The 18,553-nt window shown below is 52.6% G+C and carries 17 protein-coding genes; 10 read left to right on the plus strand and 7 right to left on the minus strand.

Annotated elements, in window-relative coordinates; all coding sequences use genetic code 11:
• Positions 1-2: 2 nt before the first annotated feature.
• Both IAI47_RS13820 and IAI47_RS13825 read right to left on the minus strand, forming a co-directional pair.
• Entirely contained in the window at positions 3-959 is a 957-nt protein-coding gene (locus IAI47_RS13820; RefSeq protein ID WP_008925012.1) for a 2-thiouracil desulfurase family protein, read from the minus strand.
• 154 nt (positions 960-1,113) lie between these two features.
• Complete coding sequence (locus tag IAI47_RS13825) at positions 1,114-1,314, minus strand: YbfA family protein (RefSeq protein WP_003853189.1); 201 nt, start codon at positions 1,312-1,314, stop codon at positions 1,114-1,116.
• A gap of 256 nt (positions 1,315-1,570) precedes the next feature.
• Between IAI47_RS13825 and kdpE the strand changes: the two genes are divergently transcribed.
• Positions 1,571-2,245: a two-component system response regulator KdpE gene (kdpE, locus tag IAI47_RS13830; RefSeq protein ID WP_003853190.1), complete on the plus strand. Its 675-nt coding sequence runs from the start codon at positions 1,571-1,573 to the stop codon at positions 2,243-2,245.
• Between the two features lie 275 nt (positions 2,246-2,520).
• Here the strand turns inward: kdpE and pgm are convergent, their stop codons facing one another.
• Positions 2,521-4,161, minus strand: a complete 1,641-nt coding sequence (gene pgm / locus IAI47_RS13835; RefSeq protein ID WP_008925011.1) for a phosphoglucomutase (alpha-D-glucose-1,6-bisphosphate-dependent) — start codon at positions 4,159-4,161, stop codon at positions 2,521-2,523.
• A gap of 27 nt (positions 4,162-4,188) precedes the next feature.
• The gene (gene seqA / locus IAI47_RS13840) at positions 4,189-4,734 is read right to left on the minus strand and encodes a replication initiation negative regulator SeqA (RefSeq protein ID WP_008925010.1); all 546 of its coding nucleotides are present in this window, start codon (positions 4,732-4,734) and stop codon (positions 4,189-4,191) included.
• A gap of 250 nt (positions 4,735-4,984) precedes the next feature.
• Between seqA and ybfF the strand changes: the two genes are divergently transcribed.
• From ybfF to fur, 4 genes are all read left to right on the plus strand, one after another.
• The gene (gene ybfF, locus IAI47_RS13845; RefSeq protein WP_003852814.1) at positions 4,985-5,749 is read left to right on the plus strand and encodes an esterase; all 765 of its coding nucleotides are present in this window, start codon (positions 4,985-4,987) and stop codon (positions 5,747-5,749) included.
• A gap of 168 nt (positions 5,750-5,917) precedes the next feature.
• Positions 5,918-6,193, plus strand: coding sequence for a LexA regulated protein (gene ybfE / locus IAI47_RS13850; RefSeq protein WP_003852811.1), 276 nt, complete (start codon positions 5,918-5,920; stop codon positions 6,191-6,193).
• A gap of 132 nt (positions 6,194-6,325) precedes the next feature.
• Positions 6,326-6,856: a flavodoxin FldA gene (fldA, locus tag IAI47_RS13855; RefSeq protein WP_003852808.1), complete on the plus strand. Its 531-nt coding sequence runs from the start codon at positions 6,326-6,328 to the stop codon at positions 6,854-6,856.
• A gap of 348 nt (positions 6,857-7,204) precedes the next feature.
• Positions 7,205-7,648: a ferric iron uptake transcriptional regulator gene (fur, locus tag IAI47_RS13860; RefSeq protein WP_003852805.1), complete on the plus strand. Its 444-nt coding sequence runs from the start codon at positions 7,205-7,207 to the stop codon at positions 7,646-7,648.
• 64 nt (positions 7,649-7,712) lie between these two features.
• On the opposite strand, the gene IAI47_RS13865 is transcribed toward fur, so the two are convergent.
• From IAI47_RS13865 to nagE, 3 genes are all read right to left on the minus strand, one after another.
• Positions 7,713-8,108, minus strand: coding sequence for a hypothetical protein (locus IAI47_RS13865; RefSeq protein WP_003852803.1), 396 nt, complete (start codon positions 8,106-8,108; stop codon positions 7,713-7,715).
• Positions 8,109-8,342: 234 nt separating this feature from the next.
• A complete protein-coding gene (glnS, locus tag IAI47_RS13870) occupies positions 8,343-10,010 on the minus strand; it encodes a glutamine--tRNA ligase (protein ID WP_008925009.1) in 1,668 nt (555 codons plus the stop codon).
• A 152-nt stretch (positions 10,011-10,162) separates the two neighbouring features.
• Complete coding sequence (gene nagE, locus IAI47_RS13875) at positions 10,163-12,190, minus strand: N-acetylglucosamine-specific PTS transporter subunit IIBC (RefSeq protein ID WP_008925008.1); 2,028 nt, start codon at positions 12,188-12,190, stop codon at positions 10,163-10,165.
• A gap of 327 nt (positions 12,191-12,517) precedes the next feature.
• Between nagE and nagB the strand changes: the two genes are divergently transcribed.
• The 5 genes from nagB (at position 12,518) to asnB (ending at position 18,525) form a co-directional block, all read left to right on the plus strand.
• On the plus strand, positions 12,518-13,318 hold the full coding sequence (gene nagB, locus IAI47_RS13880; RefSeq protein ID WP_003852796.1) for a glucosamine-6-phosphate deaminase: 801 nt from the start codon (positions 12,518-12,520) through the stop codon (positions 13,316-13,318).
• 62 nt (positions 13,319-13,380) lie between these two features.
• Positions 13,381-14,529: an N-acetylglucosamine-6-phosphate deacetylase gene (nagA, locus tag IAI47_RS13885; protein ID WP_008925007.1), complete on the plus strand. Its 1,149-nt coding sequence runs from the start codon at positions 13,381-13,383 to the stop codon at positions 14,527-14,529.
• Between the two features lie 7 nt (positions 14,530-14,536).
• Complete coding sequence (locus IAI47_RS13890; protein ID WP_008925006.1) at positions 14,537-15,757, plus strand: N-acetylglucosamine repressor; 1,221 nt, start codon at positions 14,537-14,539, stop codon at positions 15,755-15,757.
• Positions 15,758-15,796: 39 nt separating this feature from the next.
• Positions 15,797-16,549 (plus strand): HAD-IIA family hydrolase, encoded by a 753-nt coding sequence (locus tag IAI47_RS13895; RefSeq protein ID WP_003852790.1) that lies wholly within the window; start codon positions 15,797-15,799, stop codon positions 16,547-16,549.
• Positions 16,550-16,857: 308 nt separating this feature from the next.
• Positions 16,858-18,525 carry an asparagine synthase B gene (gene asnB, locus IAI47_RS13900; protein WP_003852788.1) on the plus strand — a complete coding sequence of 556 codons (1,668 nt, stop codon included), beginning with the start codon at positions 16,858-16,860 and terminating at the stop codon, positions 18,523-18,525.
• Positions 18,526-18,553: the final 28 nt, after the last annotated feature.

Here is an 18,553-nt window from a genome sequence, read left to right on the forward strand (position 1 = left end):
AATTATTGTCCGTAGCGTAAGCACAAGGCTTCGGGATAGGGATCAAAATAGCGTTGCTGGGCCAGCCACGGATGCGGGTATTCGGCCATGTAGTGCTTAAGAATGGTGATCGGCACCAGCAAGGGTTGTGTGCCCTGACGATAGCGGTCAATCAGGGTTGCCAGCTCCTGGCGCTGCGGTGAGCTCAGATGGGTGCGGAAGTAGCCCTGCACATGCATCAGTACATTGGTGTGATTGCGACGTGAGGCGGGGCGTGACATCAGTTCCATCATACGATTGCGGTACTCGAAGGCAAAGGCGTCGAGCGACTCCCACTGGCTCATTGAGGCGACAAACGGTCCCAGTTCGCGATACTTCTCCTGCGAATGTGCCAGCATCATCAGTTTGTAGCGGCTGTGAAAGGCGATTAAAGCCTGACGGGTCAGGCCATTTTCCCACATCTGATTGAACTCGTGCAGCGCGCAGATACGACCAATAAAGTTTTCACGCAGAGCGGGATCGTGCAGACGACCATCTTCCTCCAGCGGCAGCCAGGGCATTTCGCGCTGCAGGAATTCAGCAAAAATACCAGTGCCCACTTTGCGGTTGTTATTGTTGTCAGGCTCATAGACCCGCACACGCTCCATGCCGCAGCTGGGGGACTTGGCGCACAGAATATAGCCGCAGAGATGATGCAGCGATTTTACCCGCTCGGCAGACCAGTCACGCATCTGCGTGGTGACCTCTTCTCCACCATCTTTGCTGAAGCAGAGATGCAGCTCATCGTCGCCCTGCTTTACCAGGCGTAATGCCGGGCGCGGCGTTGGCAAACCGATCGCCATTTCCGGACAGATCGGTTCAAAACGCACAAACGGGGTAAGATCGTCGGTCGCAAAAGTAAGACGCTTGTGCCCACCATCAAATCTGACGCGGTCGCCGAGCAGGCATGCACTGATTCCAACGGGGATTTTTTTGCTCATACTTGTACAACCTCAGAAATCTTGTAGAGGTTTAAGTGTAGCGCAAAATGGTCAGGAATAAAGGAGGAAAACGCGGTTCAGATCTGCTTATACTCAGAAAAAACGCAAAAAAAAGCCCGGTCAATTGACCAGGCCTGTTTTGTGGCAGTACGACTTACCAGAACGCGCCACCACCGGCTTCAGACTGCGCCAGCCAGACCGGCTTTGCGCTGGTCTTGCACCAGACACGGTGCAGGTAACTGTAGAAACGTGCCCGGTCCTGTCGAAACAGCATGACAGGAAGCGCCAGCACGCCGAGAAAAACCACCAGCGTACGACGCGCGATAATTTTGTAACGTGGATAAGCCTGATACATGGTTCTCCTCCCGGTAAGCAAAAGTGTTTGAATGTGATCTGTGTCTGACTTTACGCCAGGTTGTGTAATTTTACTACTCGTCTGACCACTTATTTGCCGCTATTTACACGGTTTAAGAATCAGCCTGTAATTAAGTTACAGATAAGTTATCGTCTGGTTACATGAGGGTTTAAACGCCCGGAAGGTGAAGCTCACGGACGGCAGCCTGTAATATTGATAAAATGGTAGTTCGGCCCCTATCCAAGGCAGGTATTGCGTGACCACGGTTTTGATCGTTGAAGATGAAAAAGAGATCCGTCGCTTTGTCCGGCTGGCGCTGGAAAATGAAGATCTTAAGGTGTTTGATGCCGATACGCTGCAGCGCGGACTGATTGAAGCGGCAACCCGTAAGCCCGATTTAGTGATCCTCGATCTTGGCCTGCCAGATGGGGATGGCACCGATTTTATCCGTGACCTGCGCCAGTGGAGCGCCATCCCGGTAATTGTATTGTCAGCGCGCAGCGATGAGCAGGATAAAATCGCCGCACTGGATGCAGGCGCGGATGACTATCTGACCAAACCTTTTGGTATTGGCGAACTGCTGGCGCGCGTCCGGGTTGCGCTGCGTCGTCATAGTGGCCAGCAACCTGATGCCAGAGTTCACTTTGCCGACGTAAGTGTCGATTTCGCCGCACGGCGGGTGCAGCGCGGCGGCAATGAGATTCACCTCACTCCAATAGAATTTCGTCTGTTGAGTATTCTGCTGAATAACGCCGGAAAGGTGCTGACACAGCGACAGCTGCTGAGCCAGGTGTGGGGACCCAATGCCGTGGAGCACAGCCACTATTTGCGCATCTATATGGGCCATCTGCGCCAGAAGCTGGAAGCGAATCCGACACAACCTGCCCATCTGCTGACCGAAACCGGGATCGGCTACCGTTTTATGCCATAAAAAAAGGCGCCAGAGGCGCCTTTCATGACTGCAAACAAACTCAAATCATACTGAATCTGACCGCAACGGATAAACCCGAGGCACAGGGAACAGGGTCCGAGGAGGAAAGCGTCCCACGCCATGGATGGCGTGGGCCGAGCGTGTCATGGATGACGGCTTTTGCGTCTTTCCGATCTGACCCTGTTTCCTGTGCTGGCACGATCCCGCAACTAACCGGGGTAGAATTTGTCAGCAATCTAAAAGGCGCCAGAGGCGCCTTTTCTCATCCTGACTTATCAGGCGTTTTTCAGCACTTCACTGACAATCTCTACGGCTTCTTTCTCAATCTGCTCACGATGTTCTGCGCCCAGGAAGCTTTCACAGTAGATTTTGTAGGCATCTTCGGTGCCTGAAGGACGGGCAGCAAACCAGCCATTCTCCGTCATCACTTTCAGACCGCCGATTGAGGCACCGTTACCTGGTGCCGCCGTCAGACGCGCGGTGATAGGATCACCCGCCAGCGTATCCGCGCTCACCATCTCTGGTGACAGCTTCGATAGTGCAGCTTTCTGCGCTGAAGTGGCGGATGCCTGCAGACGGTTGTAGCTTGGTGCGCCAAAACGCGCAGCCAGTTCATCATAATGCTGCTGCGGATTTTTACCGGTCACCGCTGTAATTTCAGCCGCCAGCAGACACATGATGATGCCATCTTTGTCCGTTGACCACGGCGTGCCGTCGAAACGCAGGAATGAAGCGCCCGCGCTCTCTTCACCGCCGAAACCGAAGCTGCCGTCATACAGACCATCAACAAACCATTTGAAACCAACCGGCACTTCCACCAGCTTGCGACCAATGTCGTTGACCACACGGTCAATCATGGCGCTGGACACCAGGGTTTTACCCACGGCAACATCCTGGCCCCACTGTGGACGATGCTGGAACAGATAGTTGATCGCAACCGCCAGATAGTGGTTTGGATTCATCAGACCCGCCGGGGTCACGATGCCGTGACGGTCATAATCGGGATCGTTGCCGAACGCCAGATCGAACTTGTCGCGGTAAGCCAGCAGGCCTGCCATTGCGCTTTCGGACGAACAGTCCATGCGCACAACGCCATCTTTATCCAGATGCATAAAGCGGAAGGTCTGATCGACTGCATCGTTTACCAGCGTCAGATCCAGCTTGTAATGCTCAGCAATACGCTGCCAGTAAGCAATACCTGAACCGCCCAGTGGATCAACACCCAGCTTCAGGCCAGCTTTCTGAATTGCCGGGAAATCGATAATCTCTGCCAGACCTTCAACGTAAGGCTGGATCAGATCTTTCTCGACCACGTGACCGCTCGCCATAGCCTGTTCAAGTGGCAGACGTTTCACCTCTTTCAGCCCATCTTTGATCAGCTGATTAGCGCGATCTTCCACCACTTTAGTGACGTTGGTATCCGCCGGTCCACCGTTAGGTGGATTGTACTTAATGCCGCCATCTTCCGGTGGGTTATGCGAAGGTGTGATGACGATACCATCTGCCAGCGGGCCACCCGCTTTATTGTGCTCAAGAATGGCGTTGGAAATCGCAGGGGTTGGCGTATAGCCATTATCCTGCTGAACAATCACATCAACGCCGTTCGCCGCCAGGACTTCCAGAACAGACAGAATCGCCGGTTCTGACAGCGCATGAGTATCTTTACCGACGTAGCAAGGTCCGGTGATGCCGTTCTTTTTACGCTCTTCGGCAATTGCCTGAGCGATGGCCAGAATGTGCATCTCGTTGAAGCTCTGGCGCCCTGCACTGCCGCGATGGCCAGAGGTGCCAAATTTCACCGCATGTTCCGGGTTCGCCACATCGGGCTGCAGGACATAATATTGTGACGTTAATTGTGCAACGTTAATCAAATCGCTCTGCTGGGCGGGTTGCCCGGCACGTGGGTGATTGGCCATTGGCGCTGCTCCCTGACGCTTAAGTTTTTAAATGGTGCCGCAAACTTTCTCGGTCAGTTCCGCAGGGAACTGCATCGAGAGCATGATGTGTTCAACCATGCTGCATTTACGACCAGTATTGGTGTTGGTGATCACCCAGTACGGCGTGCCGGGCACATGCTTCGGCTTAGTATGGGTGCCATTCTGCAACAGCGTATGCTCATCGCCTGCAAAATAGACGCGGGTACGCCCCTGCAGCGATGCAGTAGCCTCAGCAAAGGCTGCGGTATCAAGACGATAGAGCGTTGACAAAATAAGCATAAAGCGATTCACCGCCCGCTTCTGCTCCGCATATTCATCGGAAAGCAGCAGCTCACGCACCGCGCGAACACGATCCTGCGGGCGGGAACCCACAGAGGCCTGGGACTCTTTCGCTGCCTCTTTTGACGCTGGCTGAGCAGGCGAAGCAGGTGCAGTCTGACCGGCCGTGAATTTCAGCATACGACGCAGAATGTCGGATGCGCTTTCACCAATGTGTTGCGTATGGCTGGCAATATAACGGTAGAGCTCTTCGTCAACTTCAATCGTTTTCATCTTATTCCGTACGGTTCTTTCTCATGACAGAACCACCTGTTTCCTGAAAAGCACTGAGTATAGTCAGGCAATTCAAAAGGTGTGTGGGTTCTAACATCAGGATTATAAAGTTAAATTCAGGCGGGTTGTTAGCAATCAAACGGTTTACGGGCAAAAGTCAGAATATGTCCTAATGCCACCGGAACCGGCGCACCTGAAAAGGTGAAACCATGATAACCTAAGCTCAGGTCTCAAACTTAAGAACTTTGCTATGATTTTGAACGCCCGTCTGCAAACTGAACAATCCCCTCCTGATTCCCTGCCCATCCTCCTTATCCATGGTCTGTTTGGCAGCCTGGATAACCTTGGTGTGCTGGCGCGCGGGCTGAAAGATGCCGGTCCCCTGCTGCAGGTTGATGTCCGTAACCACGGTCTTTCGCCACGATCCGACGAGATGAACTACGCTGTAATGGCGCAGGATATGGTCGACACGCTGGATGCACAGGGCATCGAACGCGTCGCGGTTATCGGTCACTCGATGGGCGGTAAAATCGCGATGACCATGAGCGCGCTGGTGCCGGATCGCATTGAGCGACTGGTGATGATCGATATCGCACCGGTGGACTACCAGACCCGCCGCCACGATGAGATTTTTGCCGGTATTCGTGCCGTCACTGATGCGGGCGTTTCATCCCGCAGCGAGGCAGCCCGCATTATGCGCACGCTGATTGATGAAGAAGGGGTTATCCAGTTTCTGCTGAAGTCATTTCAGGAGGGTGAGTGGCGCTTCAATGTGCCGGTACTGTGGGATAACTACACCACGATTTCTGGCTGGCAGCCGGTTCCTGCCTGGGATCATCCCGCGTTGTTTATTCGTGGCGGCGACTCAAGCTATCTGGATAACCGCTACCGCGACGTGTTACTTCAACAGTTTCCGGCGGCTCAGGCACATGTCATTGGCGGCGCCGGGCACTGGGTTCATGCAGAGAAACCTGATGCCGTTTTGCGCAGCATTCGTCGTTTTTTTGCGCTTTAAAAGCAAATAGATGGCGGTAAAAGTTTAGGATTGGCGTCGGGAGTACGCGTGAAGTATGATGGCGCGCTAAAATTTTGCCGCTGGTCAGTTTTGCTGCGGCAATGGCCAATAATTTATAATCTGCGCGGTGAGTGTCTGGCGCCCGCCCCCATTCAGTTTTACTAAGCCATGGCAAAAGAACAGACTGACCGCACGACGCTCGATCTCTTTGCTGATGAGCGCCGCCCCGGTCGACCCAAAACCAGTCCGCTTTCGCGTGATGAACAGCTGCGCATCAACAAGCGCAACCAGCTTAAACGTGACAAAGGACGCGGACTTCGTCGTGTCGAACTGAAAATGAACAGTGAAGCCGTCGATGCACTTAATACGCTGGCAGAACAGCGTAATCTCAGCCGCAGCGAACTGATTGAACAGATGCTGCTGGCGCAGCTCAAACTGGATTGATGCGGGCAAATCGCACGCAGGAGCAAATGTCGGGGCTTTAACCGTTCACCGGTTTTCTCTCGTCTGCTATTATTCGCTGAAATGTGCTGCGGCACACATCTCATCATCAGGATTTAAGAGGTTATTTTACTCATGGCACTCGTAGGCATCTTCTTTGGCAGCGATACCGGTAATACCGAAAACATTGCAAAAATGATCCAGAAACAGCTGGGTTCAGACGTTGCAGAAGTGCATGACATCGCGAAAAGCACAAAAGAAGATCTGGAAGCATTTGATATCCTGCTGCTGGGTATTCCAACCTGGTACTACGGTGAAGCACAGTGCGACTGGGATGACTTCTTCCCGACGCTGGAAGAGATCGACTTTAATGGCAAGCTGGTGGCGTTGTTTGGCTGCGGCGATCAGGAAGATTACGCAGAGTACTTCTGTGATGCGATGGGCACTATCCGCGACATTATTGAGCCACACGGTGCCGTGATTGTCGGACACTGGCCAACTGAGGGCTACCATTTCGAAGCCTCAAAAGGTCTGGCGGATGATACCCACTTCCTGGGTCTGGCTATCGACGAAGATCGTCAGCCTGAACTGACTAACCAGCGTGTTGATCAGTGGGTTAAGCAGATTTTTGATGAACTGCAACTGAAAGAGATCATCGAAGCGTGATGGTGTCTGACTCAATGTGAGCGCCAGCTCACATTGAGGTAATGGAAATTCCTATAGAAATAATAGCCACATTTTTTTAACTTTCTCCGTTTAATCTGTAGAATACCCGCATCGATCTTCCGCTTATTTTCTCACGCGGCAAGACTAAGCGATGTACAAACAGACATCTGCCAGAATTCTCCCCGGCCCGGTGACGCCTCCCCAGCAGCCCATGATGATTCAGGCACGCCCTCTGGTTTTCATTTCATCGCTTCAGTTCTATAATGAGACGCAAATGAGAATGAGTGTAGATCGACATTCAAGGCGACAAGCCACAAAAGTGAATATTAGTAACAGGACAAAATCCGCATGACTGACAACAACACCGCATTAAAGAAGGCTGGCCTGAAAGTGACACTGCCCAGACTGAAAATTCTGGAAGTGCTTCAGGAACCTGAGTGCCATCACGTCAGTGCGGAAGATTTGTATAAACGCCTGATTGATATCGGCGAAGAGATTGGACTGGCTACCGTTTACCGTGTGCTTAACCAGTTCGATGACGCGGGTATTGTGACGCGCCACAATTTTGAAGGCGGCAAATCGGTCTTCGAACTGACGCAGCAGCATCATCACGATCACCTGATCTGCCTGGATTGCGGCAAGGTTATTGAGTTCAGCGACGAGTCTATTGAAACGCGTCAGCGTGAAATCGCAACCCGCCACGGCATCAAGCTCACTAACCACAGCCTCTATCTTTACGGACACTGCACACTGGGCGATTGCCGGGAAAATGAAACCCTGCACGACCAGTAACGCGAGCTGAAATAAAAAAACCGGTGAATTCACCGGTTTTTTTTCGTCTGATGTCTGCTGTCAGTCAGGCGACCAGCGTCTCCTGCAGATAACGCCAGCGCGGAATAGAGCTACTGCAATCGAGAATGGCCAGCGAGATGCGGCTATTGTTATTGCCATTCATCATCTGCATTTCGCGATACTGCACGGTGATCTCTTTATCATGATGAGAGAGGATCACATGTTCGCAGGTGGCAATGCGCATCCCTTCCCGCTGCCCCTGCAACTGCCGGAAAAGATCCTCGACCTCGTTCAGATTGTACTCTTTGCCTTTAGGGGTCACCATGCGGAATTCAGGATGAAAATAGGACATCAGCAGCTCAAAACTGTCGTCTGATCCGGCGGGCTTATTAAAAATACGTTCAATGAGCTGATGTAAAACGACGACACTGTGTTTGGCTTCCTGGGCGAGAACGGTCATATTTTTTCCTTCTGTAACCCGCTGTGCGACCTCTGAGAGCGCATAGCCTACCTGAAAGCTGCTAATTCACATCCTGAAATTGATTAATTTTTTTAAACTCAGATTTCTCTCACAGTATGGCATTTAATGGATTGCAGTTAGTTCAGAACAAACGTCGGTAATGGTCGAAATAGGGACAATAAAAAAGGGCGATAAATCGCCCTTTTGTCATTTTATGAGGTCAGCCTCACCACGTTATTCGCCGGCTTTCGTCCAGGTATCACGAAGACCAACGGTACGGTTGAATACCAACTGCGAGGGCGTAGAGTAAACGCTGTCGGCGCAGAAATAACCTTCACGTTCAAACTGGAACGGTGTGGTCGGTTCTACATCGCGCAGGCTCGGTTCCACAAAGCCCTGTTTAATCGCCAGTGACTCAGGGTTGATTACCGCCAGGAAGTCCTCAGCCGCACCCGGGTTTGGCACGCTGAACAGGCGGTCATACAGACGGAACTCAGCAGGCTGCGCGTGATCGGCAGAGACCCAGTGAATCACGCCTTTGACCTTACGGCCATCAGCAGGATCTTTGCTCAGCGTATCAACATCGCTGGTGCAATAGATGCAGGTGATGTTGCCCGCTTCATCTTTAGCAATTCGCTCAGCACGAATCACGTAGGCGTTGCGCAGGCGAACTTCTTTGCCCAGCACCAGACGTTTATATTGCTTGTTCGCCTCTTCACGGAAATCTGCACGGTCGATCCAGATCTCGCGGCTGAACGGCACTTCACGCGTGCCCATCTCCGGCTTACCCGGATGATTGGGCATGGTGAGGGTTTCGCTGTGACCCGCTGGCAGGTTTTCGATCACCACTTTTAGCGGATCGAGCACCGCCATGGCACGTGGTGCATTCTCGTTAAGATCATCGCGAATACAGGATTCCAGCGAGGCCATCTCCACGATGTTATCCTGTTTGGTCACGCCAATACGACGGCAGAACTCACGGATAGAGGCTGCGGTGTAACCGCGACGACGCAGACCTGAAACGGTCAGCATGCGCGGATCGTCCCAGCCTTCTACGTGCTTCTCGGTCACCAGCTGAGTGAGTTTGCGTTTCGACATCACCGCATACTCCAGATTCAGACGCGAGAACTCGTACTGGCGCGGATGAACCGGAATGGTGATGTTATCCAGCACCCAGTCATAGAGACGGCGGTTGTCCTGAAACTCCAGCGTACACAGTGAGTGCGTGATGCCTTCCAGCGCATCGGAGATGCAGTGGGTAAAGTCATACATCGGATAGATGCACCACTTGTTACCCGTCTGGTGGTGTTCTGCGAACTTGATGCGGTACAGCACCGGATCACGCATCACGATGAAACTAGAGGCCATGTCGATTTTGGCACGCAGACAGGCGCTGCCTTCGGCAAACTCACCGTTGCGCATTTTCTCAAACAGCGCCAGGTTCTCTTCCACGCTGCGATCGCGATAAGGGCTGTTTTTGCCAGGCTCTTTCAGGGTGCCGCGATATTCGCGAATCTCATCCGGACTGAGTTCATCAACGTAAGCCAGACCTTTAGAAATCAGCTCGATGGCATAATTGTAGAGCTGATCAAAATAGTTTGATGAGTAACAGACCTCACCGCTCCACTCAAAACCCAGCCACTGGACGTCACGCTTAATGGATTCAACAAATTCCATATCCTCTTTAACCGGATTGGTATCGTCGAAACGCAGGTTGCATTGCCCCTGATAATCCTGGGCGATGCCAAAATTCAGACAGATCGATTTCGCATGACCAATATGCAGATAGCCATTGGGCTCTGGCGGGAAACGGGTATGCACGCTGCTGTGCTTACCGCTCGCCAAATCTTCGTCAATGATCTGACGAATAAAGTTAGTTGGGCGGGCTTCAGCCTCACTCATCTCAAAAATCCTCAATACGAATAACGGGTGATTTGTACCACGAAGTAACGGAGTATGATCCACAAAGCGTCTGAGGGAAACAACCGTTTGTTAAGCCTTTAAAACAAAAAAGGCAGGAATCGCTTCCTGCCTGTGGGGTTCTGTTGCGGGGATTAGCCTTTCACTTCGTATAGCGGGGTTTCACCGGCTACCACTTGGCCGCGAGCCAGTAATGTCAGCCCTGCGAAGTCATCGCTGTTACTGACCACGACCGGACTCACCATTGAGCGGGCGTTCGCGTTCAGGAATTCAAGGTCCATCTCCAGCACCCGCTGACCGGCGACCACGCTGGCCCCCTCTTCTGCCAGACGGGTAAAGCCTTTGCCTTCCAGCGCTACGGTATCCAGCCCCATATGCACCACAATCTCTACACCATTCTCCGTTTCCAGACAAAAGGCGTGATTGGTGTTGAAGATTTTAACCAGCGTACCCGCTATCGGTGCCACGACCCATTTGTCGCTGGGTTTGATCGCCAGACCGTCACCCACCGCTTTGCTGGCGAAGGCTTCATCCGGCACATCATCCAGTGCCACGACTTCACCGCTGACTGGTGCCAGCAGGGTTGCGATGACACGCTTCTCACTGTTCAGCACCGCCTGCGGTGCCACAGCCGGCTCAGCCGGTGCGCTGCTGGCTGTCGCTGCAGCAACCGGACCCTTGGTCAGCACTTTTTTCATGGCCGAGGCGATGCTTTCTGCCTGGGTGCCCACGATGATCTGCACGCTCTGTTTGTTAAGACGAATCACGCCGGACGCACCAAGACGCTTCGCCACACCTTCATTAACCTGAGCGGAATCATTCACATTAAGACGCAGACGGGTGATACAGGCATCGATGCTGGTTAAGTTCTCTGAACCACCCACTGCACCGATGTAACGGCGCGCCAGTGATTCAGTCGCCGTTTCACCATTGTCGGTTTTATCCACGTTGACGTCGTAACCATCACTTTCATCACCGTCAACCGCCAGCTCACGGCCTGGCGTCATCAGGTTGAATTTTTTAATCGTGAAGCGGAACACGACATAGTAGATAGCGAAGAAGACCAGCCCCTGCGGAATCAGCATGTACCAGTGTGTCGCGAGAGGATTACGGGTCGACAGCACCATATCCACCAGCCCGGCGCTGAAACCAAATCCGGCAATCCAGTGCATACTGGCAGCGATAAAGACAGAGAGACCGGTCAGAACGGCGTGGATCAGATAGAGCACCGGCGCCACGAACATAAAGGAGAATTCCAGCGGTTCGGTGATACCCGTAAAGAAGGCAGCAAACGCAGCAGCCAGCATAATACTCCCCACTTTGACGCGGTTCTCTGGACGCGCACAGTGGTAGATAGCCAGTGCTGCACCCGGCAGACCAAACATCATAATCGGGAAAAAGCCCGCCTGATAACGACCGGTAATCCCTACGGTTGCGGTTCCGTCAGCCAGTGACTGCGCACCGCCAAGGAATTTAGGAATGTCATTAATACCTGCAACGTCAAACCAGAACACGGAGTTCAGCGCGTGATGCAGACCGACCGGAATCAGCAGGCGGTTGAAGAAGGCATAGATGCCGGCACCGACAGAGCCCAGCTTCTGGATGTGTTCACCAAAGCTGACCAGGCCGTTAAACACCACTGGCCAGATGTACATCAGGATAAAAGCGACGAAGATCATCAGGAACGAAACCAGAATCGGCACCAGCCGTCGTCCGCTGAAGAAGGAGAGCGCTTTAGGCAGCTCAACATGGCTGAAGCGGTTATAGACTTCTGCTGACAGGATACCGACCAGAATACCGACAAACTGATTCTCAATTTTGCCAAACGCTGCAGGTACCTGAGCTAAAGGAATTTTCTGAATCATGGCCACCGCGGCCGGTGAGCAAAGCGTGGTGACCACCAGGAATCCGACAAAGCCGGTCAGGGCTGCCGCACCATCTTTATCTTTTGACATGCCATAGGCGATACCAATCGCAAACAGGACTGACATGTGCTCAATGATGGCAGAACCTGATTTGATCAGTAAGGCAGCCAGCGCATTGCCTGCACCCCAGCTGTCTGGATCAATCCAGTAGCCAACCCCCATTAGTATTGCTGCTGCTGGCAGGGTAGCGACCGGCACCATCAGTGCACGCCCCACCTTTTGTAAGTAACCTAACATAACCCTTCCCCCTATGAGCCTGACTTGTCGCTTTGCGCTGCTTAATGTTGTTGTGTCAGCTGCAAAGATCGTTAATACACTTCATATCACGCAGCGAAGTGTAATAATAAATTAATTCGCTTCGCAAATTAAAACCCTGCCAGATGTGATTTTTATCACTAAAAAACATCGTGTCATACGGCAACATCTGGCAATGACTGCAAACTTATTTTATGATCCGAAATATTGAATTGCGCTCCGCCCGTGGCGAGAATAGAAAATCTGCTCAGGCTGATGAGTAACGCAACGGTTTAGCGATCCCCTTTCCATTTTCTAATGAGGTGAAACATGAGACTGATTCCTTTAGCGACGCCAACTCAGGTAGGCAAATGGGCCGCCCGACATATTGTTAACCGCATCAATGCATTTAATCCGACGGCGGATAAACCTTTTGTTCTGGGTCTGCCGACCGGCGGCACACCCCTGGAGGCGTACAAGCACCTGATTGATATGCATAAAGCGGGCCAGGTCAGTTTTAAGCATGTCGTCACCTTCAATATGGACGAATATGTTGGCCTGCCGAAAGAGCATCCGGAAAGCTATCACAGTTTTATGTATCGCAATTTCTTTGATCACGTTGATATTCAACCGGAAAATATCAACCTGCTGAATGGTAATGCGCCGGATATTGACGCAGAATGTCGTCAGTACGAAGAGAAAATTCGCACGCTGGGTAAAATTCACCTGTTTATGGGCGGTGTCGGTAACGACGGTCATATCGCCTTTAACGAGCCGGCTTCTTCACTGGCCTCCCGTACCCGCATTAAAACCCTGACGCATGACACCCGCGTGGCAAACTCTCGCTTCTTTAACGGCGATGTTGATCAGGTGCCTAAATATGCCCTTACCGTGGGCGTCGGTACGCTGCTGGATGCAGAAGAAGTGATGATTCTGGTTACCGGCCATGTTAAAGCGCAGGCACTGCAGGCGGCGGTCGAAGGCAATGTGAATCATATGTGGACAATCAGCTGTCTGCAGCTGCATGCCAAATCGGTGGTGGTCTGTGATGAACCCGCCACCATGGAACTGAAAGTGAAAACCGTGAAATATTTCCGCGAAATGGAAGCGGAAAATATGAAAGGCGTGTAACAGAACATTGTCGTGCCCTGCTGTTACGCTGAGTGACAGCAGGCCAGGACGGGAGAAAAGAGATGTACGCATTAGTAAACGGTCGAATTTACAGTGGCCATGAGGTTCTGGACAATCATGCCGTCGTGGTGGCTGACGGGCTTATTGCACGCGTCTGCCCGCGTGAATCGCTCCCGGCCAATATTGAGCAGCGGGATATGGCGGGCGCGATGATTGCGCCAGGTTTTATCGATCTTCAGCTCAACGGCTGCGGCGGTGTGCAGTTCAATGACAGCCTGGATGCACTGAGTATCGAAACCCTGGAAACGATGCAGCGCGCCAATGAGAAGTCTGGCTGCACCAGCTTTTTACCGACGCTGATTACCAGCAGCGATGCCCTGATGAAGCGTGCGATTGAAACCATGCGCGCCTATCTGCAGAAACATCAGCATCAGGCCCTGGGTCTGCATCTGGAAGGGCCCTGGCTGAGTAAGGCGAAAAAAGGCACCCACGATCCGGCGCTGATTCGCCTGCCGGATGCTGCGATGGTGCAGTATCTTTGTGACAACGCAGACGTCATCACCAAAGTCACGCTGGCACCGGAAAACGCCGGCAGCGAGGTGATTCGTCAGCTGACAGACGCCGGAATCATCGTTTCAGCGGGTCACTCGAATGCGACTTATGAAGAGGCGAAAGCGGGTTTTTCTGCTGGCGTGCGTTTCGCAACGCACCTCTACAACGCCATGCCGGCATTTGCCGGCCGTGAACCCGGGCTTATCGGTGCGCTGTTTGATTCACCTGATGTATACTGCGGCATTATTGCGGATGGTTTACATGTACATTACGCTAACGTACGGAATGCAAAGCGCATTAAAGGCGACAAACTGGTGCTGGTAACGGATGCCACTGCCCCCGCTGGTGCTGACATCAGCGAGTTTATTTTTGCAGGCAAAACAATCTATTATCGTGATGGGCTTTGTGTCGACGAAAACGGCACATTAAGTGGTTCTGCCCTGACGATGATCGAAGCGGTACAAAACAGCGTCGAGCATGTGGGTATCGCACTGGATGAAGCGTTGCGCATGGCATCACTTTATCCGGCACGGGCGATGGGCGTGGAAAGGCAGTTGGGCTCGATCGAAGCAGGAAAAATCGCGAACCTGACTGTGTTTACGCGCGACTTTAAAATCATTAAGACGTTTGTCAACGGAGACGACGTCCTGAGCGAGTAAGCACTGAATGACCACTGGCGGCCAGTCACAAATAGGAAATGTCGATCTTGTTAAGCAACTCAATAGCGCAGCGGTTTACCGGCTGATTGATCAACAGGGGCCGATATCGCGCATTCAGATTGCTGAACTCAGTCAGCTTGCCCCCGCCAGTGTCACCAAAATTACCCGCCAGTTGATTGAGCGCGGCCTGATCAAAGAGGTAGACCAGCAGGCCTCTACCGGTGGTCGCCGCGCCATTTCGATTATTACTGAAACCCGCCATTTCCATACCATCGGCATCCGTCTCGGACGCAATGATGCCACCCTGACCCTGTTCGACCTCAGTGGTAAATCACTGGCACAGGAAGATTACGCCCTGCCGGAACGCACTCAGGAGACGCTGGAACATGCGCTGTTTAACGCCATCAGCAGCTTCATTGAGCAGCACCAGCGCAAAATACGCGAGCTGATCGCGATTTCCGTTATCCTGCCAGGGCTGGTCGATCCGATTAACGGCGTCATCCGCTATATGCCGCATATTTCCGTCAGCCACTGGCCGCTGGTCGCCAGTCTGAAAAAACGTTTCAACGTCACGAGCTTTGTCGGTCACGACATCCGCAGTCTGGCCCTGGCCGAGCACTACTTCGGTGCAAGCCGTGACTGTGCAGACTCAATTCTGGTGCGCTTACACCGTGGCACCGGTGCCGGCATTATTGCTAACGGCCATATCTTTCTTGGCAGCAACGGCAACGTCGGCGAGATCGGCCATATTCAGGTCGATCCCCTTGGTGAACGCTGCCACTGCGGCAACTTTGGCTGCCTTGAAACCATTGCCGCCAACGGCGCCATTGAAAATCGCGTACGACATCTGTTGAGTCAGGGCCATCCCAGCACACTGACGCTGGAGGCGAGCCAGATGTCCCATATCTGCAAAGCGGCCAATCAGGGGGATGCGCTGGCGTGTGAAGTGATCGAGCATGTTGGCCGTTATCTTGGCAAAGCTATCGCAATCGCAATCAACCTGTTTAATCCACAAAAAGTGGTGCTGGCGGGTGAGATCACAGAGGCCGAAAAAGTGCTGCTGCCCGCTATCGAAGGCTGCATCAATACCCAGGCCTTAGCCGCCTTTCGCAAAAATCTGCCGGTTGTGCGCTCCACCCTGGATCATCGTTCTGCCATTGGCGCGTTTGCGCTCGCCAAACGTGCCATGCTTAACGGCATTCTGCTGCAACATCTTCTGGAAGACTAAGCTAACCCGCTGCTGTGGCGGGCCACATCGGATCTGACTATGACCATTAAAAGCGTAATTTGTGATATCGATGGCGTGCTGATGCACGACAACACGGCCGTTCCCGGCGCGCAGGAATTTTTACAGCGCATTCTGGCCAAAGAGATGCCGCTGGTGGTGCTGACAAACTATCCCTCGCAAACCGAGCAGGATCTGGCTAACCGTTTTGCCTCGGCCGGTGTTGAGGTTCCTGAATCCGTTTTCTATACCTCGGCAATGGCCACAGCCGATTTCCTGCGCCGTCAGGAAGGCAAAAAGGCCTATGTCATTGGTGAGGGCGCGCTGATTCACGAACTCTACAAAGCGGGCTTTACGATTACTGATGTGAATCCCGACTTCGTGATTGTCGGTGAGACACGCTCGTTTAACTGGGACATGATGCATAAAGCGGCTTTTTTCGTGGCTAACGGCGCTCGCTTCATTGCCACTAACCCGGATACGCATGCGCGCGGTTTTATTCCTGCCTGTGGCGCGCTTTGTGCGGGTATCGAGAAAATCTCTGGTCGTCGCCCGTTTGTTGTTGGCAAACCCAGCCCCTACATCATGCGCGCCGCGCTGAACAAAATGCAGGCTCACTCTGAAGAGACGGTCATTGTTGGCGACAATCTGCGAACCGATATTCTGGCCGGTTTTCAGGCGGGTCTGGAGACGGTGCTGGTTCTCTCTGGCGTCTCCACGCTGACGGATATTGATGCTATGCCGTTCCGCCCGGACTGGATCTACCCTTCTGTTGCCGATATTGACCTGTTCTGATTCATTTCTCTTATGACGCATCCGGCTAATCTGTGATGCGTCCCCCTTTTTTTCCCCTGTTCCCGCGGGTTTCACTGCCTGTTTTTTGTTCATAAAAGCCATTCCATTGCTGATCCATCAACAAAACAACGTTTAAATTATCGTTTATTCAAAATTATTGCCATGTGAACAATATTTTTATCAGTAAATCACGATTCCTCTTGCATTGAATGCACTAAATAGCGCATTTTCTTATGTATCACGCAGCGACAGGCTGCCGGACAAACGTAAAAGATAACATCGCCGTAAGGTGAGCTCAGGAGTCAGTTATGTGTTCAATTTTTGGTGTGCTGGATCTGAAAACCGATCCTGTTGAGCTGCGCAAAAAAGCGCTGGAATGTTCACGCTTAATGCGTCATCGCGGCCCGGACTGGTCAGGCGTCTTCGCCGATGATCATGCTATTCTGGCGCATGAACGCCTCTCAATTGTTGACGTTAACAATGGCGCACAGCCGCTGTACAACGCCGATCACACCCACGTACTGGCGGTTAACGGCGAAATTTACAACCATCAGGCACTGCGCGCTGAACTCAGCGATCGCTACGAATTTCAGACCGGCTCTGACTGTGAAGTCATTCTGGCGCTCTATCAGGAGAAAGGTGTCGATTTCCTCGACGAGCTGGAAGGCATGTTCGCCTTTATCCTCTATGACACCGTTAAAAAAACCTGGCTGATTGGTCGCGACCACATTGGCATCATCCCGCTCTATATGGGTAACGATGAGCACGGCAACCTGTTTGTTGCTTCAGAAATGAAAGCGCTGGTGCCAGCCTGCCGTTCCATCAAAGAATTCCCGCCGGGAAGCTATCTCTCCAGCACCGATGGTGAAATCCGTCGTTACTGGCAGCGTGACTGGATGGAATACAAAAACGTTGAGCACAACACCACCGACGCCGCTGGCCTGAAGCATGCGCTGGAAGAGTCCGTGAAAAGCCACCTGATGTCAGATGTACCTTACGGTGTGCTGCTGTCAGGCGGTCTGGACTCCTCCATCATTTCAGCTGTGACCAAGCGTTTTGCAGCAAAGCGGGTTGAGGATCAGGACAAAAGTGATGCCTGGTGGCCGCAACTGCACTCCTTCGCAGTCGGACTGGAAGGTTCACCCGATTTAAAAGCGGCGAAAACCGTAGCGGAACATCTGGGCACCGTGCACCACGAAATTCATTTCACCGTTCAGGAAGGACTGGATGCGATTCGCGATGTGATTTATCACATTGAAACTTATGACGTCACCACTATTCGCGCCTCTACGCCGATGTATTTAATGTCGCGTAAAATCAAAGCGATGGGCATTAAGATGGTGCTGTCTGGCGAAGGCGCAGATGAAGTCTTCGGCGGCTATCTCTATTTCCATAAGGCGCCAAACGCCAAAGAGTTCCACGAAGAAAACGTGCGTAAACTGCAGGCGCTGCATATGTTCGACTGCGCCCGTGCTAACAAAGCGATGTCAGCCTGGGGCGTTGAGGCACGTGTACCCTTCCTGGATAAAAAATTCCTGGATGTGGCGATGCGGATTAACCCGGCCGACAAAATGTGTGGCAGCAACGGTAAAATGGAGAAGCACATTCTGCGTGAATGTTTCTCCTCTTACCTGCCAGAGAGCGTGGCGTGGCGTCAGAAAGAGCAGTTCTCGGATGGCGTGGGGTACAGCTGGATCGACTCACTGAAAGAAGTCGCGGCGAAGCAAATCAGCGATCAGCAGCTGGCAACCGCCCACTTCCGTTTCCCGTTCAACACGCCAGGTTCGAAAGAAGCGTATCTTTATCGTGAGATCTTCGAAGAGCTGTTCCCATTAGCGAGCGCGGCAGAATGTGTGCCTGGTGGTCCATCGGTCGCCTGTTCTTCTGCCAAAGCAATTGAGTGGGATGAAGCGTTTAAAAACATGGACGATCCATCCGGACGTGCCGTCGGTGTGCATCAGTCAGCTTACAAATAAGCAGGCAGAGAGCCGTCAGAATGGGCCC

The sequence above is a fragment of the Pantoea sp. MT58 genome, from assembly GCF_014495885.1.
Classification (GTDB): Bacteria; Pseudomonadota; Gammaproteobacteria; order Enterobacterales; family Enterobacteriaceae; genus Pantoea; species Pantoea eucalypti.